The organism is Yersinia fenwicki (assembly GCF_043099325.1).
Taxonomy (GTDB): Bacteria; Pseudomonadota; Gammaproteobacteria; order Enterobacterales; family Enterobacteriaceae; genus Yersinia.
Window position 1 is genome coordinate 391,639 of the sequence record NZ_CP170755.1, and the last position, 26,084, is coordinate 417,722.

The window sequence follows — 26,084 nt, forward strand, 5'->3', positions numbered from 1 at the left end:
TTATCAGAGATAGGATGATATTCTCAGACACAAAAAAACCCGCACAAAGGCGGGCTTTTTTTATTCAGAATGATTTAACTGCTCAGGGCTATCACCTTCATCGCTATCGTAAATCATTCCGATATACCTGCATCATTAAAACTGTAGTTCAATGATTTAGATATCTATTATTGACTCTTACAGAGCAATAACGTTTACCGCTGATGGGCCTTTAGCGCCGTTCTCGATAGAGAACTCAACTTTTTGACCTTCATCCAGGGTTTTGAAATCATTGCTCTGGATAGCAGAGAAGTGAACGAACACGTCTTTGCTGCCATCAGCAGGAGTAATGAAACCAAAACCTTTATCGGCGTTAAACCATTTTACTAAACCAGTCATTTTATTAGACATAGAGATACTTCCTTCAATTATTTTTGATTGCCGCCATTGGCGAGCGAATAGGCTTGGGTACAACTTATGGGGCACTTAGAAGGAATTTCGCGGAGAAGAGATATCTGTCTGATAACGCTAATACGGGGAACTGCTTTACTAAAACTGCTTGCATAAATGTTACTGTCAACCGGGTACTACTTTACTGGGGAGTAGGTGCTCTGCTCGGGTCTAACCGTCATCGCTATTGGCAGCCTGCTTCCCCTAATCACACTGAATTACAGAGCGACTACGTTTACCGCTGATGGGCCTTTAGCGCCGTTCTCGATAGAGAACTCAACTTTTTGACCTTCATCCAGGGTTTTGAAATCATTGCTCTGGATAGCCGAGAAGTGAACGAACACGTCTTTGCTGCCATCAGCAGGCGTAATGAAACCAAAACCTTTACCAGCGTCAAACCATTTTACTAAACCAGTCATTTTATTAGACATAGAGATACTTCCTTCAATTATTTTTTTTGCCACCATACTGTTTTTCCACAATATGTTAGCGAGCGTGGTCTGTTTTTCAGAGGATAACTTATTGGGCACTTAGGAGGAGACTCACGGAGAAGGGATATCTATGGATAACGCTTGAACTGAGGACTGCTTTACTAAAACTGCTTTCATAAGGTCTGTGTTCCAAACCGATGACGCTATTTAACCACAACAAATTACTCGTGGCAACCCAATATTCGACTGCTATAACTAATATCAATGGTTTTTTTAGCTAAGCATGCATGAAATTGGCTATTTTAATGTGACTAAACAGCCAATTAGACCAATAAAAAAAACTGCATTTTTTTGCATTAGGCCGCTAAGTACCGGGGGAATCCCCCCGGTACTTGAATTTAACGAGGTGAAACTGTCACTGTACCGCTTCGATCACTGGCAATGATAACGCGTTGACCTGCACTGAACCGGGTTGGCCCCTGTGCCTGTACGACAACGATGCTGCTGCCATCATCGCGACGGATTTCCAGTTGAACACCTTCACTGCGGTTCATTGCGCTTTGCACACCCTGACCCGCCATACCACCAGCAACGACACCGCCCGCTGTCGCCAGGCTATTACCACGACCACCGCCGATAGTATTACCCAGGAAGCCACCCACTACGGCCCCACCAATGGCACCAGCGATATTATTCTTATCACCACCCTGAATGGTGACTGGCCGCGCTGAGACTACCGTGCCGTAAGTCACAGTCTGTACTTGTCGTGCCTGAGAAGCAGTGAAAGTATCACCAGACGCCGTTCGGTTGTTGGCACACCCACTTAATACGGTAGCCGCAAGTGCTACAACAATGACCAGTTTATTCATCATGACCCCCTAATTATCAGTACAAATCAGACGTTAGCTAACAATCACCAAAGCCATATCCCCGTCATATTTCAAACTGCATGTGCGTTGGCTGCCAGCCACTTACTCATGTAAGCTCCAGGAAATTTACTCAGTTGCCGCCTTCCTGCAACTCGAATTATTGAGGGTATAGATAACTGTTAATAATGACTATAGCGTGATAATGATGCATTTGAGGAGATAAATAATGAGCAGATGCTCACATAGGCGAGTTCCCGCTTCCTTTTCATGTTAACGTCAATACCAAATATCGCCGATTAACCTCTTCAGGAATGTTGTCTTGTTACGCTCGATGATTTCAACCAAGATTTTCCGCCTCGACTTAGGTCGCTTAATCCTCATTCTGGCTGTGATGAGTGCCTTTGTGACACTGGCAAATAGCTTCTATGCCAGCTATCGGGTTCAACGGCAGCTGTTGATTGATAACACACTGGAAGCTAACCGTGTTTATGCCACTAAGCTGGCGTCAAGCACTGAAATTTTTTTACGAAGTGCGCAAAAGCAGCTTCATTACAGCAGCATGATTGCCGCTAATCATTTTGATGATCAGACTGTTCTGCAAGCAGAAACCGCACGGCTCAAATACCAAACAGACAGTTTTAATTCGGTAGTGATAACCGATGCTCACGGCGTTGTCCGTGCAACATCGCCAGATAGCCTACAACTCTTGGGCCATACTTTGACCTCGCCAGGAGCAGCGGAAGCGCTAAAAGTCCGGCGTCCGCTTATCAGTAAACCCTATGTGTCAGCAGCCAATAATCTGGTTATCAATATATCGTCACCTATCATCACGCCAGATGGACACTATCGCGGCTATATAGGCGGGACGATTTATCTGCGTAAGAAAAGTATTTTAAATGAGTTATTGGGTGAGCATTATTATCGAGATGGTTCTTACATTGTGGTACTCGACCGTGATCGACGCATTTTGTATCACCGGGATGTTAATCGCATTGGCGAGATACTGGAGCCGAAGCCGATTACCGAGGCTGTCAAAAAAGCTGACAATGGCAGCTTGATGGTGACTATCAACAATGGTGAGTCGATGCTGGCGGGTTATGCCGTTGTGGAGCCGCCAGGTTGGGAGATTATTACATTGCGACCAGAGTCATCCACTTTGAAACCTCTGGAAGGTTTGATGCTTAAAGGCTTGGGCCACATAGCACCACTGGCATTACTGACCTTGTTGGGAGTTTGGTTGTTATCCCGCTTAATCGCTCGCCCATTGTGGCTTCTGGCAGGTAGTGCTAATGATATGGATAAGCCAGATATTGCCAGCAGCATTAAAGAGATTCCCTCATGGTATTTCGAATCGACTCAGCTCAAACGAGCATTGCTGATCGGCATCAGTCTGTTGCAAAAGAAAATCGGTAAGTTGAGGTTTGAGGCCCAAACCGATCCCATGACTGGCCTGTATAACCGACGTGGCCTAGCGACAACACTTGAGCCTCTCGCGCAGCTCGGACAGCATTTTTCTGTTATTGCATTGGATATTGATCACTTTAAAGAGATTAATGACTCTTATGGTCATGACGTCGGCGATGAGGTTATCAAGCAATTGGCGATACAAATCCGCGAAAGTTCACGTGACAGCGATATCCTATGTCGCAGTGGCGGTGAAGAGTTTCTGATGTTGTTACCTGGCACGGAGCCTGAAGTCGCCACACAGGTCGCCAAGCGGCTACGGCAAAATGTAGAAATGATGGTGATGGCAGACATTCGACCTATCACGATTTCATTGGGTGTGGCGTTTTGGAATGGAGAAGGAATGCCAGAAGATACACTGAAACGGGCTGATGAAGCGCTATATCGCGCGAAGCAGCACGGACGAAATCGAGTAGAAGTTGCCTGAATATGATCTAATAAAAAAGGCGCGCTCCGTGTGGAGTACGCCTTTTTAAACAACACCTTAACTGACTAGTATCAGTTCATGCCGTATTTTTTCAATTTCTTACGCAGCGTGCCACGGTTGATGCCCATCATTAGGGCAGCGCGGGTTTGGTTGCCACGGGTGTATTGCATCACCATGTCCAACAATGGCTGTTCAACTTCAGCCAGTACCAACTCATACAGGTCACTTACATCCTGACCATTCAGTTGAGCAAAATAGTTCTTCAGTGCTTGTTTAACCGAGTCACGCAAAGGCTTTTGAGTCACCTGATCTTGTGAGTTTACGGTTGCAACGGTCAGTACGTCAGAATTTACGCGTTGTTCGAACATAGTTCTGTCAGCTCTTTTTTCTGTTTACGCAAGATTTTCGAAATATGCCTCCAACGCCTCCAGCTGTTCGCTGGCATCCTCAATGGCGTTGAATGTGCGCCGAAACTGGTCGTTAGGGGCGTGCTCCTGGAGATACCAAGAGACGTGCTTACGTGCAATACGAAATCCCTTGCCTGGACCATAAAAGTCGTGCAATTCCCGTATATGCCCGTTCAACAAGCGCTGCACTTCGCCAAGTGGCATCGGTGGCAGCAGCTCCCCAGTGTCCAGGTAATGCTGGATTTCCCGGAAGATCCAAGGTCTTCCCTGAGCGGCACGTCCTATCATCAGGGCATCAGCCCCAGTGTAGTCGAGCACCGCTCTGGCTTTATGCGGGTCAGTGATGTCGCCATTCGCGATAACGGGAATGGAAACAATCTGCTTAACTGATCGAATACTGTCGTATTCCGCCTCGCCATTAAACAGGCAAGAACGGGTTCGGCCATGAATCGTCAGGGCCTGTATACCACAATTTTCAGCCAGTTGGGCAATTTCTATACAGTTACGGTGTTCGGCAGACCAACCAGTCCGGATCTTCAACGTTACCGGCACATCTACCGCATTAACCACTGCGGAGAGGATCTGTTTGACCAGATCAGGATGTTGCAATAATGCAGATCCTGCCAGTTTACGGTTCACTTTCTTGGCCGGACATCCCATATTGATGTCGATGATTTGTGCACCATTCGCCACATTGATTCTGGCGGCTGCTGCCATCTCATCCGGGTCGTTACCGGCAATCTGCACGGTACGAATTCCTGGCTCATCGCTATGAACCATGCGCAAACGCGACTTATCCGTCCGCCATACCTCTGGGTTAGAGGAGAGCATTTCAGATACAGTCATCCCAGCCCCCATGCCGTGACATAGCGCTCTGAAGGGGCGGTCTGTTATACCAGCCATCGGGGCGGCAATCAGGCAATTTGTAAGCTGGATGTGTCCAATACGCATAGACAAAGAATGACCACACTGTGTCCGTAAGGGCGCGTATATTACGCATTTTTGCTCTCAGATGAAAGGCCAAACTTTGACCAATTGATGAAAAAAGAGCAATAAATAATAGGTCAATCTGAGCTAATTAATCATTAATCCATATATAACATGACGTTATGTGGATATGGTTAATTTGTGCGCTTGAGTATTTTCTACTAAACAACATAATTATCGACTACAGGCATAGCATGATTGTGGTCGAAAGTGCTGATTTATTCATCAAACCAATGATAAAGAACAGATATAAATGAGTTAGACATCTCATTTTAGTTAAAAATAATGCTTGATGGATTGCAGTATGATGCAGGGAAATGCTAGCGCTATTCCTCGAATTTGGCGTCACAACTAATTTGCCGTCAGATCATTGGCGTCGTAGCAATGAATGTAAGCTGTAACGCCAATAATTTGCTGGCGGTATTACTTCTTAATACCGGTGATGCGACACCACTCTTCTTTCTCTGCCACTGGGTCGAGAGTGAATTTATCCTCGTAAGCCTGTGCGACACCCGCCGCCTGCGTTGCCAACACACCTGACAAGCCAAGATGGCCGCCCGAAACCGGCAAGACGCTAATCAGTGGCGCCAGTTCGCGTAATGGGCCAGCCAGGATATTGGCGACCACCACGTCAGCAGATAAATCGGCTGGCTGATCTTTGGCGAGATACAGCTCCAGACGCTCTGAAACGCCATTACGTTGCGCGTTATCGCGGCTGGCCTGGATAGCCTGCGGATCGATATCAATGCCAATAGCGCGCGCTGCACCGAGTTTTAGCGCTGCTATCGCCAGGATGCCAGAGCCACAACCGAAGTCGATAACTGTTTTCCCTGTCAGATTGAGGCCATCGAGCCATTGCAGACACAATGCGGTAGTCGGGTGAGTACCGGTCCCAAAGGCTAAACCAGGGTCAAGCATCACATTAACGGCAGTAGGGTCGGGCACATCGCGCCAGCTCGGGCAGATCCACAGACGCTCGCCAAAACGCATTGGATGGAAGTTATCCATCCATTCACGTTCCCAATCTTTATCTTCCAACTGCTCAATTTTATGGATGAAACCTTTACCGAGCTGTGGATTATATTCCAGCATGGCAATCACTTCTGCCATATCAGTTTCCGCATCATACAGACCGATTACATCGGTATCGCCCCACAGGCGAGTTTCACCTGGCAGCGGTTCAAATACAGGGTTATCGTGGGTATCCTGGAAAGTTACGGATACTGCGCCACTTTCGATTAGCGCGTCCCCAAGGGATTCGGCCTGATTACCGGTGGTGTTTAATTTTAGTTGGATCCAAGGCATAGCTTTTCTCTCAAAAGTTTAATCCCCTTCATCTTTCAAGTCGCAGGGGGTTGGGTGCGCGTATTCACCCGAGTCACTTACTGGTGTAAACATCATCGGGATGCGCTCGCTTGCCGCCTTCCTGCATCTTGAAATCTACTGGGTATATAATCGAGCTAATATAAATTAATCGTTTCTAATCAGTGCTAACTACAACAGGCTGTCGCGCTCGCGCCCTATCGCCAAACTGATTACCGATATAAAACGCCAGCAGGTTAAGCACCAGAGATGGCACTATCGGATGCAAACCTGCAATCTTAATGTCGAAACTGGCCAGCACGGTATAGCATATCGCACCAACGATCATTGAGCTAAGGGCACCGTGAGCATTGGCGCGCTCCCAGTACAACCCTAACACCAGTGGCCAGAGGAATACGGCTTCCAAGCCGCCAAAGGCTAATAGATTCAGCCAGATAATCATTTCTGGCGGACGCCAGGCAGCAAGCAGCAGTAATAGCCCGAGTATCAGTGTCGACATGCTGGATATACGTGTCAGTTTACGCTCGTTCTTCAGCTCTTCCGGCCACAGATTGAGGTATAAATCTTTCACGATGGTGGCAGAGGATTGCAGCAACTGGGCATTAATGGTCGACATAATCGCCGCCATCGGTGCCGCCAAAAAGATCCCGGCAGCAAAGGGGGGCAGCACGGTTATCATCAGTGTCGGGATCACTTGATCCGGAATCTTCAGGTCTGGCAACACTGCCCGGCCTAATGCGCCAGCTAAATGCATACCGAACATCAAGATTGCTACCACAATGGTGCCGAGGATAATGCCGCGATGCACTGCTTTACTATCACGGTACGAAATACAGCGTACGGCGGTATGTGGTAGGCCAATAACCCCAAAGCATACCAGGATCCAGAATGATGCCATAAACGGCAGATCGAGGATCTGATCGCCACCTTGTGGAGAAACCAGTGCGGGATCAATATGCTGTAGAGTCTCGACGGCTTTATGTAGACCACCTGCGGCATGGATAACCGCCACCAATAGCAAAATAGTACCGACCAACATCACCAGCCCTTGCATGGCGTCGTTGAGTACACTGGCGCGGAAACCACCAAAAGAGGTATATAGCGCGATGCTGATACCGAAAATCAGTAAACCCGTGTCATAAGGAATACCCGCTGCTGTTTCCAGTAAACGAGCACCGCCGATAAATTGTACTGTCATGGCACCGATAAATGCCACCAGTAAGCTGAGGCTGGCAAGCCATACCAATAAGCGGCTCTGATAGCGCGCATACAACATGTCGTTAAGGGTTACAGCATTATAACGGCGTGCCAGGATGGCGAATTTCTTACCCAATACGCCCAGTGACAACCATACTGCTGGCAATTGAATCATAGCCAACAGCACCCAGCCAAGGCCGTATTTATAAGCGGCACCCGGCCCGCCGATAAATGAGCTGGCACTGATATAAGTGGCGGTTAGGGTCATTGCCAGTACGAATCCCCCCATTGAGCGGTTGCCAATGAAGTATTCGTTGAGGAAATTCCCAGTTTTGCGGCGGGTATAAGCATAAACTGATAAGCCAAATACCATGGCCAGATAGCCCACTAATGGCAGGACGACCTCAGTTTGCATTGTCGTCCCCCAATGGGATATCACGAAATATGACGCGTACCATTAACCAGCACAGCACAATAAATAGCAGTGGCAGTGCAATACAGGCGGCTTCAAACCAGGCCGGTAGACCGCTTATCCCAGCGATGTTGCCCGGTAAATACGCCGTTATTATCCACCCAGCCAGATAAGCCAACGTTAAGCCAAAGGCCCAGCGTGCTTCTTTATTGGCTTGTAGGAACCTTGTGTCCATATTCTCCCTTCTTACTTAACCCCGCAGCATTGTTAGCTGCACTCATTCACCCGAATCACTGACCTGAGTCAGCTCATCGGGATTCATTTGTTTGCTGCCTGGCTGCGAGGCCAACTAATTTGGGAAATCCCATTGTTATCTTAGCCTTGCAGTGTGATTGGCATACCACTATGCGAAATGCCAACCCTATTAATCAAAAGAAAATTAACCAAATGAAAAGAAAAAGGCCGGTAATTTACCGGCCTCAGATTGCTGACAAAACTCAAAAACTCGATCTTGTAAGGTGAGGACAGGCAGAAGAGTAAAGCGTCCGCGTCAGGGATGGCGCGGCTCGAGCCATCAGGGACGATTTTACGGCGTCTTTACGATCTACCTGTTTTCACCACTACGGGCGCTTTATCATTAACCTCGTAATTTACCGGCCTTGATATAAAAGGCGAAATATTAGGTTTCTTGCAACCCGAGTTTTTTCTCCAGATAGTGGATATTGGTGCCACCATGCTGGAAGTTTTCGTCGTTCATGATGCGTTGCTGTAACTCAACGTTGGTCTTGATGCCATCGATAATGAGTTCTGCCAACGCATTCTTCATGCGGGCAATAGCAACATCACGGTTTTCACCGTAAGTGATCAGCTTGCCGATCATGGAGTCATAATATGGAGGCACAGTATAACCGGCGTAAATATGAGACTCCCAACGCACACCAAAACCGCCCGGCGCATGGAAACGGGTAATTTTACCCGGACTCGGCAGGAAGGTATTTGGGTCTTCGGCGTTGATACGGCATTCCACGGCGTGGCCATGCACTTTCACTTCATCTTGTTTGATGGAGAGAGGTTGGCCTGCAGCGATACGTAGCTGTTCTTTGATCAAATCGACACCGGTAATCATTTCGGTGACTGGGTGTTCAACCTGAATACGTGTGTTCATTTCGATGAAATAGAACTCGCCGTTTTCATACAAGAACTCGAAAGTCCCCGCGCCACGATAGCCGATTTCCACACAGGCTTTCGCACAGCGCTCACCAATATAACGGCGCATTTCGCTGGTGATACCTGGTGCTGGTGCCTCTTCAACCACTTTCTGGTGGCGGCGCTGCATAGAACAGTCGCGCTCAGCCAGATAGATAGCATTACCTTGACCGTCAGCCAAAATCTGAATTTCAATATGGCGTGGGTTTTCCAGGTATTTTTCCATGTAAACCATGTCGTTATTGAAAGCCGCTTTGGCTTCCGCACGGGTCATGTTAATGGATTGCTCAAGATCTTTGTCATGACGCACCACACGCATACCACGACCACCACCACCACCTGATGCCTTGATAATGACCGGATAACCGATTCGTTTGGCAAAGGCTTTGTTCTTGGCAGTGTCGTCATCCAGTGGACCATCAGAGCCTGGTACGCAAGGTACACCGGCTTTCTTCATGGCATTGATTGCGGAAACCTTGTCACCCATCAGGCGAATGGTTTCGGCGCGTGGGCCGATGAAGATGAAACCTGAACGTTCTACCTGTTCCGCAAAATCAGCATTTTCAGACAGGAAACCATAGCCGGGGTGAATAGCCACCGCGCCGGTGATCTCAGCAGCAGAAATGATCGCTGGAATGTTCAGATAGCTTTTAACAGAAGGTGCGGGACCGATACAGACAGTCTCGTCAGCCAATAACACGTGTTTAAGATCACGATCCGCAACAGAGTGAACTGCAACAGTTTTGATCCCCAGCTCTTTACAAGCTCGCAGGATACGTAGCGCAATCTCACCGCGGTTAGCGATTACGATTTTATCAAGCATGGAACGCCTCGTTACTCGATGACGACAAGAGGCTCGTCGAATTCAACCGGTTGACCGTTTTCAACCAGAATGGCTTTTACAGTACCGGATTTATCTGCTTCGATTTGGTTCATCATTTTCATCGCTTCAACGATGCAAAGAGTGTCACCAACAGAAACTTTCTGACCTACTTCAATGAAGGCTTTAGCATCCGGGCTCGGGGTGCGGTAGAACGTACCGACCATTGGGGAGCGCACGATATGGCCACTGATGGCTGCTGGTGCTGCGGCTTCAGCAGGTGCTGGAGCAACGGCGGCGGCCAGTGCTGGCTGTTGCTGTGGTGCAGCAAAAGCATAAGGCTGTTGCATCATTGGGTAGTTTGGTGCGGCGGGAGCACGACTGATACGTACTGACTCTTCGCCTTCTGAGATTTCCAGCTCTGAAATGCCGGACTCTTCAACCAGTTCGATCAGTTTCTTAATCTTACGAATATCCATGAGTGTGATTCCGTACTCTTTGTGTGTTGCAATTATACCCATCGTACTTCAGGTTGCATATGTGTTGACTGCCTTCGTTCACCCCCCAGTTACTGCCATTGACCTTAAAATCAATAAGCTTATGAGGATTCGCTCAGTTGCCGCCTACCTGCAACTCGAATTATTTCGGGTCTAGTTGGATTTTGACAAGCGATTTACCGCTGCCTGTAAAGCAAAGTTGTAGCCGTCTGCGCCAAGTCCACAGATTACGCCAACCGCAATATCAGAGAGATATGAATGATGACGGAAAGGCTCCCGGGCATGCACGTTAGATAAGTGAATCTCGATAAACGGGATCTGCACACCTAACAGTGCATCACGCAGTGCAACACTGGTATGTGTAAACGCTGCCGGGTTAATCAGGATAAAGTCGGTATTACCCCGAGCCTGGTGAATTCTATCGATCAGCACATGCTCTGCATTTGACTGCAAGTGGGATAGCACCACATCCATTCCCTGAGCTTGAGCCTCTAACTGACTGACAATCTCAGCCAATGTTGTGTAACCGTACTTTTCCGGTTCACGGGTTCCAAGCAGATTCAAGTTCGGGCCATTCAGAAGCAAAATGTGAAACTTATCCGACATTGTGCTGGTATCTCCGGCAATTAGTACATCATCGTAAAAAATAACCTGATGTCACCGATTTGTCACCTTTTTACGATGAATTTGACACTGCGATCGGTACTAAGGTCGGGCATTATAATGATATCGTAGCAATTAGCAGCTAAATACTGGTCTTATCAGCGAAGATATTCAATAGAAAAAATAACGAACTGTGCTTCCAACATTATTTATGATGGGGATAACCGCGATATGTTCAGACAGTTAGCGGCACCATTGTCGAAATTTTTTATAACGTAACGCCAATAATATCACTGCCGTCACTGCGTAAAGAATGGGGAGTGGCGATAGAGTTTTTACCGACCAAAGATAATGAATTGGTGCAAGAATGGCGACAACATACACCAAATTATGCAATTTTTGCCAGTTGGCTCCCATTTTTCGTTGCGCCCATAAGGTGGATGTCACAGCCAGTGACAGTAACAACAGCCAACTGATTATGCCCAACGTCAGATAAGGGCGGGTCACCAGCTCACGCCCCAGTAGGCCAATATTACTCAGTCCAAGTTCCAATACCGAGTAGCTGACTAAGTGCAAGGTTCCCCAAGCAAAACACCATAAACCCAACAACCGGCGGCAGCGGATCAGCAGCGGTTGCTTGCCATAGCGCGCTAGCGGCGTGACCAACAGTGTCGCCAGTAACAATTTCAGTGTCATGCGTCCAGTAAAGTGTTGAATGTCTTTGGCTGGGTCAGCACTGAACCAGCCTTGATCTACCGATAAGATCAGCCATAGAAACGGCAGTGCAACGGCCAGCCAGATAGCCACCTTGAGCCACTTGATTTGTCGTAAAGTAAGCCGCATTAGAAATTTTTCCGTAGATCCAGGCCACGATAGAGTGAGGCTACCTGATCGGCATAGCCGTTAAACAACAGTGTTGGTTGACGCTGAACATCAAGAATACCGCCAGAGCCAATAAAGCGTTCGGTTGCTTGCGACCAGCGCGGATGATCGACATGTGGGTTCACATTGGCATAAAAGCCATATTCGTTGGGCGCACTCAGGTTCCAGGTCGTCGGTGGCTGTTCATTAGTCAGACGAATATGAACAATGGATTTTATCCCTTTAAACCCGTATTTCCACGGGGTGATGAGGCGCAGTGGCGCACCATTTTGTGGCGGTAGGGCTTTGCCATAGACACCCAAGGTCATAAAGGCCAGTGGGTTCATGGCCTCATCCAACCGTAATCCTTCGACATAAGGGTATTTCAGGCCACCACCAATAAAGCGATCTTCCTGCCCCGGCATCTGATCCGGCGCATAAAGTGTTTGAAATGCAACGTAGCGAGCATTGCTGGTGGGCTCAACCAGTTTCAGCAATTTGCTCAACTCAAAACCAATCCACGGTACCACCATTGACCAGGCTTCAACACAACGCATACGGTAAATGCGTTCTTCGAGCGGGAAGCGTTTTGTCAGGTCATCAATATCGAGTGTCATGGGCTTGGCGACGTCACCGTCGATTTTTATCTGCCAACCTTCGGTTTTCAGTGTTCCGGCATTGGCGGCAGGGTCGGCCTTATCCAAGCCGAATTCATAGAAGTTATTGTAGCCGGTGACTTTATCTTCCGGCGTTAGCGTCAAGTCTGGATGGTAAACCGTTGATTTAGTGAAATCCAGCGGCTTACCAGAAGGGGCTTTGGGTCGGTCATTTCCTTTAAACCATGCTAGCAAGTCAGCCTGAGCTGATGTGGGCAATGCCAGTGTGGCAGCAGTGATTCCCAATGCTTGTAATACTTTACGGCGCTGATAAAAGACACTTTCTGGTGTCACATCAGCTTCGGTCAGTTTGCGCGGCATGGCAGCATTACGCAGTGAATGGGATAAAAAATTTCGCATAAAATGACTCCGTCAAACAGGGTAGACATACCAACCTCATTGACATTAATCATGGCGGCTTATAGAGATAAGTGCTAGAGGAGCAGAGAGAAATTTGAAAATCATTACAATACAGATAATAGGCCGGAGGTATGAGCCTCCGGCGACACGGGATCAGCGTACTTTCACCAGGGTTCTGCCGGTGACTTCGTTGGCCAGTAGGCGAGCGGCGATAGTCGGGGCATCGGCGAGGGTAATGGCCTGCGAGGCCTGCTGATAGAAACTTTCAGGCAAAATTTTCTGTAGTCGTTGCCAGGCTTGCAGGCGGCGATGTTGCGGTGTCATCACTGAGTCCACCCCTTGTAACCGCACATTACGCAGAATAAATGGCATCACGGTCGTCGGGAGCGAATAGCCACCGGCTAAACCACAAGCGGCAACGGTGCCGTTGTAATTCATCTGCGCCAGCACTTTAGCCAGTAATTTGTCGCCAACGGTATCAATAGCACCGGCCCATAATTGTTTTTCCAGTGGGCGCGAAGCATCAAGATAATCATTGCGCGATAGCACTCGATGAGCGCCTAGGCTTTTCAGGTAATCACTGTTGCTATCTCGGCCCGAAATGGCGGCGATTTTGTAGCCCAGGGCGGCAAGTAAAGCGATTGCAGTGCTGCCCACACCACCACTGGCGCCAGTGACGACCACTTCACCGCTTTCAGGCGTCACGCCACCTTCCTCTAGCGCCATGACACACAGCATCGCAGTAAACCCAGCGGTACCAATAATCATGGCCTTACGCGGTTCCAACCCGTCAGGCATAGGAACCAGCCAATCACCATTGACGCGAGCTTGTTCTGCCAAACCGCCCCAATGATTTTCACCCACGCCCCAACCGGTCAGTAAAACTGACTGACCGACATGAAAACGTGGATCTTCGCTACTGTGAACTGTGCCCGCAAAATCGATGCCTGGCACCATCGGGAATTCACGGATAATTTTTCCTTTGCCCGTTATAGCCAGTGCATCTTTATAATTCAGGCTGGACCAAATGACATCAACTGTGACATTACCGGCTGGCAATTGTGAAGGAGATATCTCACGCACTTCTGCGGTAGTACGACCTTCGGTTTGCTCAAGTACAAGCGCTCGCATATGGCACTCCAGAAAAACAGAAAAAGAATGATTTAAGAGTGGGCTAATATAGCGACAACATCAACCCTCGAGCCTGATCAAGAACAAAAATCAGGTGGTTGATTTCGTCCGTGACTATTCTTGAAAGAGGATTAGCCAAAGTTCAGAGAAAAAGGCTGAGTTATTGTGTTTCTGTCGCATTACGAAGTAAAAAATCAGTATTATGTCGGCATTCTGACATATAGTATTTTTCTCGAAGGGACTGAGGCATTTTTTCATTGAATTGCGCTTCGCAAGGTTAAAGGATGCGATTTACAACCAAACTTTCTGTATTTATGACCTTTTTGGTCGTATTGGCGATGTGCTTAGTGCTACTGGGTAGCACGGCCAGTTTCTTTCACTTATGCCAGAAAAAAATGGAGTACCGCCTCCAGACCATTGTGACAGCTTATGATCAGTCATTGCTGTTACAACCTGCTGATAAAGAACGCGAATGGCTACCCATCATGATGCGAACGCTAGGTGTGCTGGAAGTGAGCGTTCAGAATAAAAACAGCACGTTGTACCAACTAAAACTCCCTGCCATTTATGCCCCCTGGGACAGTCAAAACCGCCACCGTAGCTTAGTTGTTCCTATGTTGCATCAGCCGGGGACCTCAATGCATTTCACTTATATTGACCCCTTGAACAGCTATGCCCGCTCCCTTTATGCCGCTGCTATTTTGTCGTTGGTGGTGGTGATTATTGCGATAACACTGTTGCTGAGTTTCCGTTGGTTGCGTGAACAAACCGCAGGTCAGGAAAAACTTGAGTGGCGGGCTAAACGGATCCTGAATGGCGAACGTGAACACGCCATTAATAGTGACGGCCACGAATGGCCGCCTTGTGCCAGCCGTGCTATAGACCATCTATTGGCTGAGCTGATAGAAGTAAGAGAAGAGCGTAATCGCGTTGATACATTAATTCGTATTTTTGCCGCACAGGACGCCAAAACCGGCTTCAGTAACCGCCAGTTTTTTGATAATCAGTTGACGACTCAATTGGAAGAGCCTGGTGCCCACGGGGTTGTGATGATGGTGCAGTTACCGGATTTTGACAGCTTAATTGAAACGGATGATCACCAGAAAGTGCAAGAGCTGATGCATTCGCTGATTAACCTGCTTTCGACTTTTGTTACCCGCCATCCCTCTGCGTTATTGGCCCGTTATCATCACAGTGATATCGCTATTTTACTCCCCCATAAAACGCTAAAAGATGCCGATGTTATCGCTGCACAATTGGTGCATGCGCTTGGGGCATTGCCCGAGCCACAGGTTATTGATCGTGAGTCACTGCTGCATATTGGCATTGTGGCGTACCGCAATGGCGATTCCGCAGAGCAGATAATGGATAATGCTGGACAAGCGACCAAAAATGCGGCGATGTATGGGGGCAACGGCTGGTATGTCTATGATACTCGTGTAGCAGAAAAAGGCCGTGGCAGTGTCAAATGGCGTACTTTGTTAGAACAAACGCTGGCTAACGGCGGCCCTCGGCTTTATCAGAAACCGGTTGTTACAGTTGATGGTAAAATTCACCATCGAGAAATAATTAGCCGCATTTATGATGGTGAACAAGAATTGCGCGCCGCTGAATTTACTCCACTGGTGCAATTGTTCGGTTTGGGTGAGCGCTATGACCGCCAAAAAATTGATCGGATAATTCCTTTATTAGCATTATGGCCGGATGAAACTCTGGCATTTTCTATCAGCGTTGATTCATTATTGCAGCGTCCTTTCCAGCGCTGGCTGCGGGATACGCTATTGCAATGTAGAAAATCAGATAGAGAGCGAATTATCTTTGAACTTGCAGAGGCAGATGTGTGTCAATATATCAGCCAAATCCGCCCAATGATGCGTTTACTGCTGGGGGTGGGGTGTAAGATCCTGGTGTCGCAGGCCGGATTGACGGTGGTCAGTACGTCATATATTAAGTCTCTTCGGGTTGAAATGATTAAACTTCATCCGGGATTAGTTAGAAGCATTAATCTGCGTTATGAGAATCAGTTGTTTGTCGAGAGTCTGACCGGTGCTTGTGCGGGAACGCATGCAAAAGTTTTTGCGGCAGAAGTTCTTACTCGTCAAGAATGGCAAACGCTAAAGGAGAAAGGTGTTTACGGTGGACAGGGCAATTTTTTTGCTCCGCCAACGCTTTTAAACCCTGGAAAGAAAAAATATTCGTATTAGGGCCATGTTTAGCCTGATCGTTGAGCAAAAATTAACGTAGAATGTGCCAGTCATTTCCGTAAATCGTTGGTGGGTGCTTACTTCCGACGAGAATCAGGTTAAATGTTAGATTTTATGTGCTGTGTTACGCCGGTCGTTGCGCAGAATCTGTGTTGTGCTGAAGGTTTATTCAATCTTTTCAAATAACATGGGTTCGTGATGAAACGATATGTCAATAACGCAGCTACTTTTTCACCGAATCAGGACGTTTTTGCGCCTTGTCGCTGCTTCGTGTGGTTGGTAAAGTAGGCGGATTTTATTTTCCGCCCCCAGCTTGCAGGATTATCCTTTCGTTATGTTTAAGAAATTTCGTGGCATGTTTTCCAACGACTTGTCCATCGACTTGGGTACCGCCAATACCCTTATATATGTTAAAGGACAAGGCATTGTACTGAATGAACCTTCAGTGGTTGCTATTCGCCAGGATCGTGCCGGTTCCCCGAAGAGCGTTGCGGCTGTGGGCCATGATGCTAAACAGATGCTTGGGCGCACCCCCGGCAATATCGCAGCAATTCGTCCGATGAAAGATGGTGTTATCGCCGACTTCTTTGTCACTGAAAAAATGCTGCAACACTTTATTAAGCAAGTTCACAGCAACAGCTTTATGCGCCCAAGTCCGCGTGTATTGGTGTGCGTGCCGGTCGGGGCAACTCAGGTTGAGCGCCGTGCGATCCGTGAATCTGCTCAGGGCGCAGGCGCCCGTGAAGTGTTTCTGATTGAAGAACCTATGGCTGCGGCAATTGGTGCCGGCTTACCGGTTTCTGAAGCAACCGGTTCAATGGTTGTGGATATTGGTGGCGGTACCACAGAAGTGGCCGTTATCTCTCTGAACGGTGTGGTTTATTCTTCTTCCGTACGCATCGGTGGTGACCGCTTTGATGAAGCCATCATTAATTATGTGCGCCGTAACTACGGTTCCCTGATTGGTGAAGCAACGGCTGAACGTATCAAGCACAGTATCGGTTCTGCGTACCCCGGTGATGAAGTTCTGGAAATTGAAGTTCGCGGCCGTAACCTTGCAGAAGGTGTGCCACGTGGCTTCACTCTTAATTCCAATGAGATCCTTGAGGCGCTGCAAGAGCCGCTGACGGGTATTGTTAGCGCAGTTATGGTTGCGCTGGAACAGTGCCCGCCAGAACTGGCATCTGATATCTCTGAACGCGGTATGGTGTTGACCGGTGGTGGCGCATTGCTGCGTAATCTGGATCGCTTGCTGATGGAAGAAACAGGTATCCCGGTTGTGGTAGCAGAAGATCCATTGACCTGCGTCGCTCGCGGCGGTGGTAAAGCGTTGGAAATGATCGACATGCATGGCGGCGATTTGTTCAGCGAAGAATAGTCAGCCAAAACAAAAGAAGAGGGCTTGATCGGATAACCGTATTTTGTACGCATCAGGTCAAGTACTTCTTTTTTTGTCGTCGAGGAATACGCAAAATTTATGAAGCCGATTTTTAGCCGGGGTCCATCCCTGCAACTACGGTTGTTCTTTGCCGTTCTTGCAGCCATTGTTTTGGTTATTGCGGATAGCCGATTGGGTACATTTGTTAAAATACGTACCTATATGGACACCGCCGTTAGCCCTTTCTATTTTCTGGCCAATGGGCCACGCAAAGTTCTCGACAACGTTTCTGAAACTCTGGCTACCCACCAACAGTTGGAGCTTGAAAATCGTGCGTTGCGCCAAGAGCTATTGCTAAAAAATACTGATCTTCAATTGTTGGGGCAATTTAAGCAGGAAAATAACCGCTTACGTGAATTGCTCGGCTCTCCGTTGCGTCAGGATGAACAAAAAATGGTGACGCAGGTGATGTCCAGTGGGACGGATCCTTATAGTGATCAAGTCGTTATCGACAAAGGTTCTAACAATGGGGTGTACGAAGGCCAACCGGTTATCAGTGACCGTGGCGTTGTAGGCCAGGTTGTAGCGGTGAGTAAATTTACCAGCCGCGTATTATTGATCTGTGATACATCCCACGCGCTTCCTATTCAGGTTCTACGAAATGATATTCGGGTGATTGCCGCCGGTAGTGGTTGCACTGATGACTTATTATTAGAGCATTTGCCTAACAATACAGATATTCGTGTTGGGGATGTATTAGTCACGTCCGGTTTGGGTGGCCGTTTCCCTGAGGGTTATCCGGTAGCCGTGGTTTCTTCCGTTAAAGTTGATAACCAGCGAGCCTATACTGTGATTCAAGCGCGCCCGACCGCTGATTTACAACGCTTACGTTACCTGTTGTTATTATGGGGCGCGGATCGTGATGGGGGTATGCCATTACCACCTGATGAAGTCCGTCGCGTCGCAAATGAGCGTTTGGCTCCCATGATGTCGCAAGTATTACCGGCCGCAGATGCGATGGGCCCTCCGGCACCGCCAACAGCAACGGCCCCAACAGCAGTGACTGCTCCGGGAGTCTCACCATGAACCGTTACAGCAGTAATGGTCGTTGGGTTATCTGGTTATCCTTTCTGATTGCCATGGTGCTGCAAATCATGCCGTGGCCTGAACAGATATATATGTTCAGGCCCTCATGGCTAGCATTAGTATTAATCTATTGGGTTATGGCATTACCGCATCGCGTGAATGTAGGGACGGGCTTTACTCTCGGGCTGATTATGGACCTTATTTTGGGTTCTACTCTCGGTGTGCGGGCGCTGGCATTGAGTATTATTGCTTATCTGGTTGCGTTTAAGTTTCAGCTATTTCGCAATATGGCCTTGTGGCAGCAGGCGCTTATTGTGATGCTGCTCTCGCTGACGATGGATGTCGTGGTGTTTTGGTCTGAGTTTTTAGTCAGTAATGTCTCATTCCGTCCCGAAGTGTTCTGGAGTAGTGTGGTCAACGGTATTCTGTGGCCTTGGCTGTTTTTGTTAATGCGTAAAATTCGCCGTCAATTTACGGTGCAATAAGGATTTAAGACTCATGACCGCCCTGTATCTCGCCTCTGGTTCTCCGCGCCGCCGTGAATTACTAACTCTGCTTGATGTTCCTTTCGAGGTACTGAAAACAGACGTTGAGGAGCAGCGCCGAGCCGAGGAAAGTGCACAACAATATGTCCAGCGTTTAGCACAGGACAAAGCTCGAGCAGGGGTGAGTGTCGCACCGCAGGATTTGCCAGTACTCGGCGCAGATACCATTGTGGTGTTAAATGGGCAGGTATTAGAAAAACCACGGGATAAAGCGCATGCACAGCAAATTCTGAGTGCATTGTCTGGGCAGCAGCACCAAGTGATCACCGCGGTGTCTCTCGCTGACCGAAAAAATATGTTATCTGCTATGGTTGTGACAGATGTGACATTTCGCGTGTTATCCCAGTTGGAAATCAGTGACTATATTGCTACCGGTGAACCCATGGACAAAGCGGGCGCTTACGGTATTCAGGGGAAAGGTGGTTGTTTCGTCAGATCCATTACAGGCAGTTATCATGCCGTGGTGGGTTTGCCGTTGGTTGAAACCCATGAATTACTAAGTAATTTCATTGCGCTACGTAATGTGAGAGGAATACATGACAGCTGAATTACTGGTCAATATTACACCGTCTGAAACGCGGGTTGCCTATATTGATGGTGGCATCCTGCAAGAAATACACATCGAGCGAGAAGCCAAAAGAGGGATCGTCGGTAATATTTACAAAGGTCGTGTTAGCCGGGTTTTACCGGGGATGCAGGCGGCCTTTGTTGATATAGGTCTGGATAAGGCCGCCTTCCTTCATGCTTCCGATATCATGCCCCACACCGAATGCGTGGCTGGGGATGAGCAGAAAAATTTTAACGTGCGCGACATCGCTGAGCTGGTTCGTCAGGGGCAGGATCTCATGGTGCAGGTGGTGAAAGATCCGCTTGGCACTAAAGGCGCACGTCTGACCACCGATATTACCCTACCTTCCCGCTATCTGGTGCTTATGCCGGGTGCAGCCCATGTTGGCGTTTCCCAGCGTATTGAAAGTGAAGCTGAGCGTGAGCGCCTGAAAAAAACCGTGGCAGAGTATTGCGATGAGCAAGGTGGTTTTATTATCCGTACCGCCGCGGAAGGGATTGGTGAAGGAGAGCTGGCCGCTGATGCCGCTTTCCTCAAGCGCTTATGGACGAAGGTTCAGGAACGTAAAAAACGCAATATCACCAAATATAAGTTGTACGGTGAAATGGCGCTGGCGCAACGTGTCCTACGTGATTTCGCCGGTGCAGCATTGGATAAAATCCGTGTTGACTCAAAATTGACCTATGATTTGCTGGTGGAATTTACCAGTGAATATATTCCAGAAATGACCGAAAAACTGGAGCTGTATGCGGGTAAGCAACCCATTTTTGACCTCTATGATGTCGAAAATGAAATACAGCGATCATTGGAGCGTAAAGTTGAGCTAAAATCAGGAGGTTACCTGATTATTGATCAGACTGAAGCCATGACGACCGTGGATATTAATACTGGTGCTTTTGTCGGTCATCGTAATCTTGATGAGACCATTTTCAATACCAATATTGAGGCTACTCAAGCTATCGCGCGCCAGTTACGGCTGCGCAATCTGGGTGGAATTATCATTATTGATTTCATTGACATGAGTAATGAAGAGCATCGTCGGCGAGTCCTGCATTCGCTGGAACAAGCTCTGACTAAAGATCGAGTAAAAACCAGTATTAACGGTTTCTCCCAGCTAGGCTTAGTAGAGATGACTCGCAAGCGCACGCGAGAGAGCATCGAGCATGTATTATGCAATGAGTGCCCAACCTGCCGTGGCCGTGGCACGGTCAAATCGGTAGAGACCGTGTGCTACGAGATCTTGCGCGAAATCGTCCGTGTTCACCATGCTTATGATTCTGACCGTTTCCTGGTTTATGCTTCTCCAGCGGTGGGGGAAGCGCTGAAAGGTGAAGAGTCTCATGCACTGGCTGAAGTGGAAATCTTCGTCGGTAAGCAAGTGAAAGTTCAGATTGAGCCACTGTATAACCAAGAACAATTTGATGTGGTGATGATGTAAGATCCCCCCGGTCTTACAGCTTGCAGCGGATGGCAAGGAGAGAAGTGTGAGGCGACTGCCCAGGATAATGTTTGCGACAGGCGCCACAATAATTGTTGTGGTTGCACTGTTGGTCAGTGGGCTACGCATGATGTTGCCTCTTATCAACGATTACCGTCCACAAATCGTGGCCAAGATTCAGTCCATCAGCGGTATTCCACTGGAAGTGGGGTTCATGCAAGGGACGTGGGAAACCTTTGGCCCGACATTGGAATTGCGTGATATTCGCGCTAAGTTGCCGAAAGCCGACTGGCAAGTGCAACGGGTGACTCTTGCGCTTGACGTATGGCAGTCATTGTTGCATCGCCGTTGGCAATTTCGCGACATGACTTTCTATCAATTGCAGCTGGATCTCAATACCACGCTAGACAGGCAGCAAAGCAATGACAACAACTTTGAAGCCAGCACTATCACTGATATTTTCTTACGTCAGTTAGATCACTTTGATCTACGCAACAGCCGTATTTCTTTTCTTACCCCCTCTGGCCCACGCGCCGAATTAGAGATCCCACAGCTCACTTGGCTTAACTTCCCAGCCCGGCATCGTGCTGAAGGTCAAATCAGCCTGTCGACCATTAATGGTCAGCACGGCGTGCTAATGGTGCGGATGGACTTGCATGATAATCAGGGGATTTTAAGCAACGGCACTGTTTATATGCAGGCCGACAATATTGATGTAAAACCCTGGATTAGCCGCTGGCTACACACCAATACCGGGTTGGAAAGTGCTGAGTTTAGTTTGGCGGCGTGGTTGAGTATCAAAAGTGGTGAAATCTACAGCGGCAATGCGTTGCTCAGTCAGGGGCAAGCCAGTTGGACTGCGCAGGGCGAATCCCATCAGTTAGCAGTAGATAACTTGGTGCTGGAAGGTCGTCGTCAGGGTAATGGTTGGCAAATTGATGCGCCGGAATTGAGTCTGAAAACCGATGGGCAACCTTGGCCAAAAGGGCATTTGTCAGCGCTGTGGTTGCCGGAAAATAGTCAATTTATTGGACCAGACCAATCTCAAGAGTTACGCATTCGTGCCACTAATATTCAGTTAGAGCGAGTCGGGCCGCTATTACCCACATTATCACTGTTGACCCCCGAGCTTATGAATCACTTAGCTGATTTAAGGCCTCAAGGGATCGTCGATGCTTTGGCTTTGGATATACCTATCAGCCAACCGCAAAAGACCCGTTTTCAGGCGAAATGGCACGATATCAGTTGGCAGCATTGGGATATGGTGCCAGGAGTGAATAATTTTGCAGGTTCACTCAGCGGCTCCGTCGAGCTTGGACGGCTGGATATCAATCTGAAAAACAGCACGTTACCTTATGGCGATATGTTCCGTGCACCGTTAGAGGTCAGTCAGGCTAGCGGTGCTGTGAACTGGCAGGTTGATGATAAAGGCTGGGAGATGTGGAGTGATCAGCTGGATGTTAGGGCTAAATCATTGTGGGCCAACGGTAGTTTCCGTTACATGCAACCGGACATGGGGCAGCCGTGGCTTAAGATTCTAACGGGTATTCGTTTGTATGATGCGGCAGATGCCTGGCGTTACTTCCCAGTGCCTTTAATGGGTGGAAAGCTGGCTGATTATTTGACTGAGGCATTGCACGGAGGGCAGGTAGACAATGCCACGCTGATTTACAACGGTAATCCTCACGATTTCCCCTATAAACATAAAGAGGGCCAGTTCCAGGTTTATGTTCCGCTGCGTAACGCTACCTTCCAGTTCCAGCCGGATTGGCCCACGTTAGATAATTTAGCCATCGACCTCGATTTTCTCAATGAAGGCCTGTGGATGAATGCACCTCATGCCATGCTGGGTAAAGTTACTGGTAGTAATATCAGCGCTATCATTCCGGATTATCTGAAAGAAAAACTCTATGTTGATGCTGAAGTCGCCGGTGCTGGGCGTGACGTCCATGACTACTTTACTAAGACTCCACTCAACGATTCGGTAGCGGGGACACTGGAAGAGTTGCAGGTAGGAGGTGATGTTAGTGGGCGCTTACATCTAGATATCCCATTGGAAGAAAACCGCATTACTCATGCCAGCGGTGAAGTCACACTGAAAAATAACAGCCTGTTGGTGAAGCCATTGCAAAGCCAACTGGAGAATATCAGCGGCAAATTCCGTTTCAATGACGGCAATCTTGAGAGTGATACTTTATCAGCTAACTGGTTTGGGCAGCCATTAACCGTTGATTTTACTACTGAAGAACAACCAAAGAACTTCTTGGTGAATGTTGGACTGCACGGTGATTGGCTACCCGCCAAATTACCGGGCATACCGGGCGATGTGGCGAAGTTACTGAGTGGCAGCGCCAACTGGCAAGGTAAGGTCATGGTGCAATTGCCTAAAAATGGTAAGCCGGACTACAAAATTGATGTGACTGCCGATCTTAAGAAAGTGAGTAGTCACTTACCTTCACCACTCGATAAATCAAGTGGTGAGCCATTACCACTACAGATACAAGCAGTCGGTGGTCTTGAAAGTTTTACCTTATCGGGTCGTGCGGGCAGTCACAATGCTTTTAATAGCCAATGGTTGATGCAAAAACAACAAGTGGAGTTGGCGCGCGCTATCTGGCAGACCGCCTCTATTTTGAAAACAGAGAGTCAGAAAGCGCCGCTATTGCCAGATGATAAAGGTTTGGTGCTCAAGTTGCCTAACCTCGATGGTGAGCGCTGGCTGGCATTGTTGGGGGAGGAGTTTGCGGCAGTCAGCGCGCCTTTTGCCGCGTCAGATCAACCGGCAATCAAGGGCGGTCAGTCTAATGTTATTCTTCCTAAACGACTGATATTGCAGACACCTCAGCTCTTGGTAGGCGGCCAGGCTTGGCACAATCTGACCTTACAGGTCGATCCGTTACCCTCCGGGACGAAAGTCACGGCACAAGGTCAGGAAGTGGATGGTCGCCTGCTAATGGCGGCAAGTGGGCCGTGGCATGCCGATATTGATTATCTTTATTACAACCCGCAGTGGACGGGAAGTGAAAAGAAAGATCCACTGGCGCAAGCGGCATCGCAGAAGCCACAAAGCCTCAGTAATATCCGCTTCCATGACTGGCCAGCCCTGCAACTTCGCTGTAAGGATTGTTGGATTCTCGGGCAGAGTGTCGGGCGCGTTAATGCGGATTTGACTCCGAAAGGCAATATTCTGGCACTGACCAATGGGCTAATCGAAGCGGGTAACGGACGAGCGAAAATTAGCGGGCAGTGGCAGCAAGACAGTTCAGGTGACAAAACATCGCTCAATGTGGTGCTGAGTGGGCCGAAAATTGATGAAACTATTTCGTTCTTTGGTCTGACGACGCCGATAAAAGGTGCCTCGTTTGATATCAATGCTGATGTCAATTGGCGCGGGGTTCCGTGGCAACCGCAGATTAATACCCTGAATGGCACGTTAAAGAATAGATTGGGCCGAGGTCAACTGACCGATCTTGGTGGCGGCCGAGCGGGTCAGTTATTACGGCTGGTGAGTTTTGACGCACTATTACGTAAGCTCCAGCTTGATTTTAGTGATACGTTTAGTCGTGACTTTGCGTTTGATTCTATTCGCGGTACTGCCAATATTAAAAATGGCGTGATGTATACCAATGACTTAGTGGTTGATGGGCTGGCGGCTGATATCGCGATGAGCGGGAATGTTGATTTGGTGAAACGTCAAATAGCTATGGAAGCGGTCATTACGCCAGAGATTTCTGCCACTGTTGGTGTCGCAACTGCTTTTGCGATTAACCCGGTGGTTGGAGCGGCAGTATTCGCGGCCTCGAAGATTTTAGGGCCGTTATGGAGCAAGATTTCGTTGATTCGCTACCAGATTACCGGCAGCTTGGATCAACCGACTATCCATGAAGTGTTACGCCAACTAAAGGAGAGTAAGGCGCCATGAAAAATGCCAATGTTGCATTATTACAGTTATGCAGCGGTGAAAATACCCGTGACAATCTGGCTCAAATTGAGCAGCAGATCAAACAGCTAAATTCAGGTATTCAACTGGTTATGACGCCGGAAAATGCATTGCTATTTGCCAATGCAGCCTCATATCGTCATCATGCCGAGCAACACAATGACGGGCCATTACAGCAAGAAGTCCGCGAGATGGCGCGTAAGTATGGTGTCTGGATTCAAGTAGGCTCTATGCCGATGATAAGCCGTGAGTCACCGGACCTTATCACCACCAGTAGCTTACTGTTTGACGCTCAAGGCGAGCTTAAAGCCCGTTACGATAAAATTCATATGTTTGATGTGGATATCAACGATGTGCATGGCCGTTATCGTGAGTCTGATACCTATCAGCCGGGTGAACACCTTACTGTGGTTGATACGCCGGTAGGTCGCCTTGGCATGACGGTTTGTTATGATTTGCGCTTCCCCGGCCTGTTCCAGGCTCTGCGGGCGCAGGGTGCCGAGATTATTTCAGTTCCGGCGGCCTTTACTAAAGTGACCGGTGAAGCTCACTGGGAGATTTTATTGCGCGCCCGGGCAATTGAAAACCAGTGCGTAATACTGGCGGCGGCACAGGTGGGGCGTCATGGTGCAACCCGCCGTACCTGGGGTCACACCATGGCAGTCGATGCCTGGGGTAAAATCATTGGGCAGAATCCAGATGCGGTTTCGGCCTTAAAAGTCAAAATCGAAACCACAGGTTTGAAAACTATTCGTAACCAGATGCCGGTATTGCAGCACAATCGCTTTGTGTCATCGCTGGTACCACCATTATCTGATTCAAAACAATCATCTAAATAAGAGTGA

At 48.4% G+C, this 26,084-nt stretch carries 23 protein-coding genes; 9 read left to right on the plus strand and 14 right to left on the minus strand.

The features are described from left to right. Window positions 1-177: 177 nt before the first annotated feature. The 3 genes from cspG to ACF3VQ_RS01740 all read right to left on the minus strand — a co-directional run bounded on the left by cspG (window position 178) and on the right by ACF3VQ_RS01740 (window position 1,729). Entirely contained in the window at window positions 178-390 is a 213-nt protein-coding gene (gene cspG, locus ACF3VQ_RS01730; RefSeq protein WP_005163087.1) for a cold shock protein CspG, read from the minus strand. Between the two features lie 257 nt (window positions 391-647). Beyond that, entirely contained in the window at window positions 648-860 is a 213-nt protein-coding gene (gene cspA / locus ACF3VQ_RS01735) for an RNA chaperone/antiterminator CspA (RefSeq protein WP_005163090.1), read from the minus strand. A gap of 398 nt (window positions 861-1,258) precedes the next feature. Further along, on the minus strand, window positions 1,259-1,729 hold the full coding sequence (locus ACF3VQ_RS01740; protein WP_075336430.1) for a glycine zipper 2TM domain-containing protein: 471 nt from the start codon (window positions 1,727-1,729) through the stop codon (window positions 1,259-1,261). A gap of 331 nt (window positions 1,730-2,060) precedes the next feature. On the opposite strand from ACF3VQ_RS01740, the gene ACF3VQ_RS01745 reads away from it, so the two are divergent. Then, window positions 2,061-3,620, plus strand: a complete 1,560-nt coding sequence (locus tag ACF3VQ_RS01745) for a sensor domain-containing diguanylate cyclase (RefSeq protein ID WP_392435410.1) — start codon at window positions 2,061-2,063, stop codon at window positions 3,618-3,620. Window positions 3,621-3,691: 71 nt separating this feature from the next. Here the strand turns inward: ACF3VQ_RS01745 and fis are convergent, their stop codons facing one another. From fis to ACF3VQ_RS01800, 11 genes are all read right to left on the minus strand, one after another. Continuing rightward, window positions 3,692-3,988, minus strand: a complete 297-nt coding sequence (fis, locus tag ACF3VQ_RS01750) for a DNA-binding transcriptional regulator Fis (RefSeq protein WP_002210061.1) — start codon at window positions 3,986-3,988, stop codon at window positions 3,692-3,694. 24 nt (window positions 3,989-4,012) lie between these two features. After that, entirely contained in the window at window positions 4,013-4,978 is a 966-nt protein-coding gene (gene dusB, locus ACF3VQ_RS01755; protein WP_005174350.1) for a tRNA dihydrouridine synthase DusB, read from the minus strand. A 459-nt stretch (window positions 4,979-5,437) separates the two neighbouring features. Continuing rightward, on the minus strand, window positions 5,438-6,319 hold the full coding sequence (gene prmA / locus ACF3VQ_RS01760) for a 50S ribosomal protein L11 methyltransferase (protein ID WP_392433134.1): 882 nt from the start codon (window positions 6,317-6,319) through the stop codon (window positions 5,438-5,440). A 175-nt stretch (window positions 6,320-6,494) separates the two neighbouring features. Next, window positions 6,495-7,949 carry a sodium/pantothenate symporter gene (gene panF, locus ACF3VQ_RS01765; protein WP_392433135.1) on the minus strand — a complete coding sequence of 485 codons (1,455 nt, stop codon included), beginning with the start codon at window positions 7,947-7,949 and terminating at the stop codon, window positions 6,495-6,497. Then, complete coding sequence (locus ACF3VQ_RS01770) at window positions 7,939-8,181, minus strand: YhdT family protein (RefSeq protein WP_392433136.1); 243 nt, start codon at window positions 8,179-8,181, stop codon at window positions 7,939-7,941. Before ACF3VQ_RS01770 ends, panF begins: the two co-directional genes overlap by 11 nt. Window positions 8,182-8,625: 444 nt before the next feature. Beyond that, window positions 8,626-9,975, minus strand: a complete 1,350-nt coding sequence (gene accC / locus ACF3VQ_RS01775; RefSeq protein ID WP_005174345.1) for an acetyl-CoA carboxylase biotin carboxylase subunit — start codon at window positions 9,973-9,975, stop codon at window positions 8,626-8,628. An 11-nt stretch (window positions 9,976-9,986) separates the two neighbouring features. Beyond that, window positions 9,987-10,451 (minus strand): acetyl-CoA carboxylase biotin carboxyl carrier protein, encoded by a 465-nt coding sequence (gene accB / locus ACF3VQ_RS01780; protein ID WP_005163113.1) that lies wholly within the window; start codon window positions 10,449-10,451, stop codon window positions 9,987-9,989. A gap of 171 nt (window positions 10,452-10,622) precedes the next feature. Continuing rightward, a complete protein-coding gene (aroQ, locus tag ACF3VQ_RS01785) occupies window positions 10,623-11,075 on the minus strand; it encodes a type II 3-dehydroquinate dehydratase (RefSeq protein ID WP_392433137.1) in 453 nt (150 codons plus the stop codon). Window positions 11,076-11,315: 240 nt separating this feature from the next. Beyond that, window positions 11,316-11,915, minus strand: a complete 600-nt coding sequence (gene msrQ, locus ACF3VQ_RS01790; RefSeq protein WP_392433138.1) for a protein-methionine-sulfoxide reductase heme-binding subunit MsrQ — start codon at window positions 11,913-11,915, stop codon at window positions 11,316-11,318. Continuing rightward, a complete protein-coding gene (msrP, locus tag ACF3VQ_RS01795) occupies window positions 11,915-12,949 on the minus strand; it encodes a protein-methionine-sulfoxide reductase catalytic subunit MsrP (RefSeq protein ID WP_392433139.1) in 1,035 nt (344 codons plus the stop codon). The genes msrQ and msrP overlap by 1 nt, the downstream gene beginning before the upstream one ends. A 153-nt stretch (window positions 12,950-13,102) precedes the next feature. Then, window positions 13,103-14,080 carry an MDR family oxidoreductase gene (locus tag ACF3VQ_RS01800; RefSeq protein ID WP_392433140.1) on the minus strand — a complete coding sequence of 326 codons (978 nt, stop codon included), beginning with the start codon at window positions 14,078-14,080 and terminating at the stop codon, window positions 13,103-13,105. A 284-nt stretch (window positions 14,081-14,364) separates the two neighbouring features. On the opposite strand from ACF3VQ_RS01800, the gene csrD reads away from it, so the two are divergent. The 8 genes from csrD (at window position 14,365) to nit1 (ending at window position 26,078) form a co-directional block, all read left to right on the plus strand. Further along, a complete protein-coding gene (csrD, locus tag ACF3VQ_RS01805; RefSeq protein ID WP_392433141.1) occupies window positions 14,365-16,284 on the plus strand; it encodes an RNase E specificity factor CsrD in 1,920 nt (639 codons plus the stop codon). Between the two features lie 334 nt (window positions 16,285-16,618). Beyond that, complete coding sequence (mreB, locus tag ACF3VQ_RS01810; RefSeq protein ID WP_002228205.1) at window positions 16,619-17,662, plus strand: rod shape-determining protein MreB; 1,044 nt, start codon at window positions 16,619-16,621, stop codon at window positions 17,660-17,662. A 99-nt stretch (window positions 17,663-17,761) separates the two neighbouring features. Further along, the gene (gene mreC, locus ACF3VQ_RS01815; protein WP_392433142.1) at window positions 17,762-18,748 is read left to right on the plus strand and encodes a rod shape-determining protein MreC; all 987 of its coding nucleotides are present in this window, start codon (window positions 17,762-17,764) and stop codon (window positions 18,746-18,748) included. Continuing rightward, complete coding sequence (gene mreD / locus ACF3VQ_RS01820; protein WP_019080082.1) at window positions 18,745-19,233, plus strand: rod shape-determining protein MreD; 489 nt, start codon at window positions 18,745-18,747, stop codon at window positions 19,231-19,233. The genes mreC and mreD overlap by 4 nt, the downstream gene beginning before the upstream one ends. Window positions 19,234-19,246: 13 nt before the next feature. Then, window positions 19,247-19,840, plus strand: coding sequence for a Maf family protein (locus ACF3VQ_RS01825; RefSeq protein ID WP_392433143.1), 594 nt, complete (start codon window positions 19,247-19,249; stop codon window positions 19,838-19,840). Further along, window positions 19,830-21,299, plus strand: coding sequence for a ribonuclease G (gene rng / locus ACF3VQ_RS01830; protein WP_392433145.1), 1,470 nt, complete (start codon window positions 19,830-19,832; stop codon window positions 21,297-21,299). Before ACF3VQ_RS01825 ends, rng begins: the two co-directional genes overlap by 11 nt. A gap of 46 nt (window positions 21,300-21,345) precedes the next feature. After that, window positions 21,346-25,221, plus strand: a complete 3,876-nt coding sequence (gene yhdP, locus ACF3VQ_RS01835) for an AsmA2 domain-containing protein YhdP (protein ID WP_392433147.1) — start codon at window positions 21,346-21,348, stop codon at window positions 25,219-25,221. Beyond that, window positions 25,218-26,078, plus strand: a complete 861-nt coding sequence (gene nit1 / locus ACF3VQ_RS01840; RefSeq protein ID WP_392433148.1) for a deaminated glutathione amidase — start codon at window positions 25,218-25,220, stop codon at window positions 26,076-26,078. The genes yhdP and nit1 overlap by 4 nt, the downstream gene beginning before the upstream one ends. The last annotated feature ends 6 nt before the right edge of the window (window positions 26,079-26,084 follow it).

Bases quoted from the DNA above. Each gene is read 5' to 3' on its own strand.
- rng (WP_392433145.1), top strand. From the start codon at position 19,830: ATGACAGCTGAATTACTGGTCAATATTACACCGTCTGAAACGCGGGTT.
- ACF3VQ_RS01800 (WP_392433140.1), bottom strand. From the start codon at position 14,080: ATGCGAGCGCTTGTACTTGAGCAAACCGAAGGTCGTACTACCGCAGAA.
- mreD (WP_019080082.1), top strand. From the start codon at position 18,745: ATGAACCGTTACAGCAGTAATGGTCGTTGGGTTATCTGGTTATCCTTT.
- ACF3VQ_RS01825 (WP_392433143.1), top strand. From the start codon at position 19,247: ATGACCGCCCTGTATCTCGCCTCTGGTTCTCCGCGCCGCCGTGAATTA.
- fis (WP_002210061.1), bottom strand. From the start codon at position 3,988: ATGTTCGAACAACGCGTAAATTCTGACGTACTGACCGTTGCAACCGTA.
- dusB (WP_005174350.1), bottom strand. From the start codon at position 4,978: ATGCGTATTGGACACATCCAGCTTACAAATTGCCTGATTGCCGCCCCG.
- ACF3VQ_RS01740 (WP_075336430.1), bottom strand. From the start codon at position 1,729: ATGAATAAACTGGTCATTGTTGTAGCACTTGCGGCTACCGTATTAAGT.
- prmA (WP_392433134.1), bottom strand. From the start codon at position 6,319: ATGCCTTGGATCCAACTAAAATTAAACACCACCGGTAATCAGGCCGAA.
- cspG (WP_005163087.1), bottom strand. From the start codon at position 390: ATGTCTAATAAAATGACTGGTTTAGTAAAATGGTTTAACGCCGATAAA.
- csrD (WP_392433141.1), top strand. From the start codon at position 14,365: ATGCGATTTACAACCAAACTTTCTGTATTTATGACCTTTTTGGTCGTA.
- nit1 (WP_392433148.1), top strand. From the start codon at position 25,218: ATGAAAAATGCCAATGTTGCATTATTACAGTTATGCAGCGGTGAAAAT.
- msrP (WP_392433139.1), bottom strand. From the start codon at position 12,949: ATGCGAAATTTTTTATCCCATTCACTGCGTAATGCTGCCATGCCGCGC.
- accB (WP_005163113.1), bottom strand. From the start codon at position 10,451: ATGGATATTCGTAAGATTAAGAAACTGATCGAACTGGTTGAAGAGTCC.
- mreC (WP_392433142.1), top strand. From the start codon at position 17,762: ATGAAGCCGATTTTTAGCCGGGGTCCATCCCTGCAACTACGGTTGTTC.
- cspA (WP_005163090.1), bottom strand. From the start codon at position 860: ATGTCTAATAAAATGACTGGTTTAGTAAAATGGTTTGACGCTGGTAAA.
- ACF3VQ_RS01745 (WP_392435410.1), top strand. From the start codon at position 2,061: ATGATTTCAACCAAGATTTTCCGCCTCGACTTAGGTCGCTTAATCCTC.
- msrQ (WP_392433138.1), bottom strand. From the start codon at position 11,915: ATGCGGCTTACTTTACGACAAATCAAGTGGCTCAAGGTGGCTATCTGG.
- ACF3VQ_RS01770 (WP_392433136.1), bottom strand. From the start codon at position 8,181: ATGGACACAAGGTTCCTACAAGCCAATAAAGAAGCACGCTGGGCCTTT.
- aroQ (WP_392433137.1), bottom strand. From the start codon at position 11,075: ATGTCGGATAAGTTTCACATTTTGCTTCTGAATGGCCCGAACTTGAAT.
- panF (WP_392433135.1), bottom strand. From the start codon at position 7,949: ATGCAAACTGAGGTCGTCCTGCCATTAGTGGGCTATCTGGCCATGGTA.
- accC (WP_005174345.1), bottom strand. From the start codon at position 9,975: ATGCTTGATAAAATCGTAATCGCTAACCGCGGTGAGATTGCGCTACGT.
- mreB (WP_002228205.1), top strand. From the start codon at position 16,619: ATGTTTAAGAAATTTCGTGGCATGTTTTCCAACGACTTGTCCATCGAC.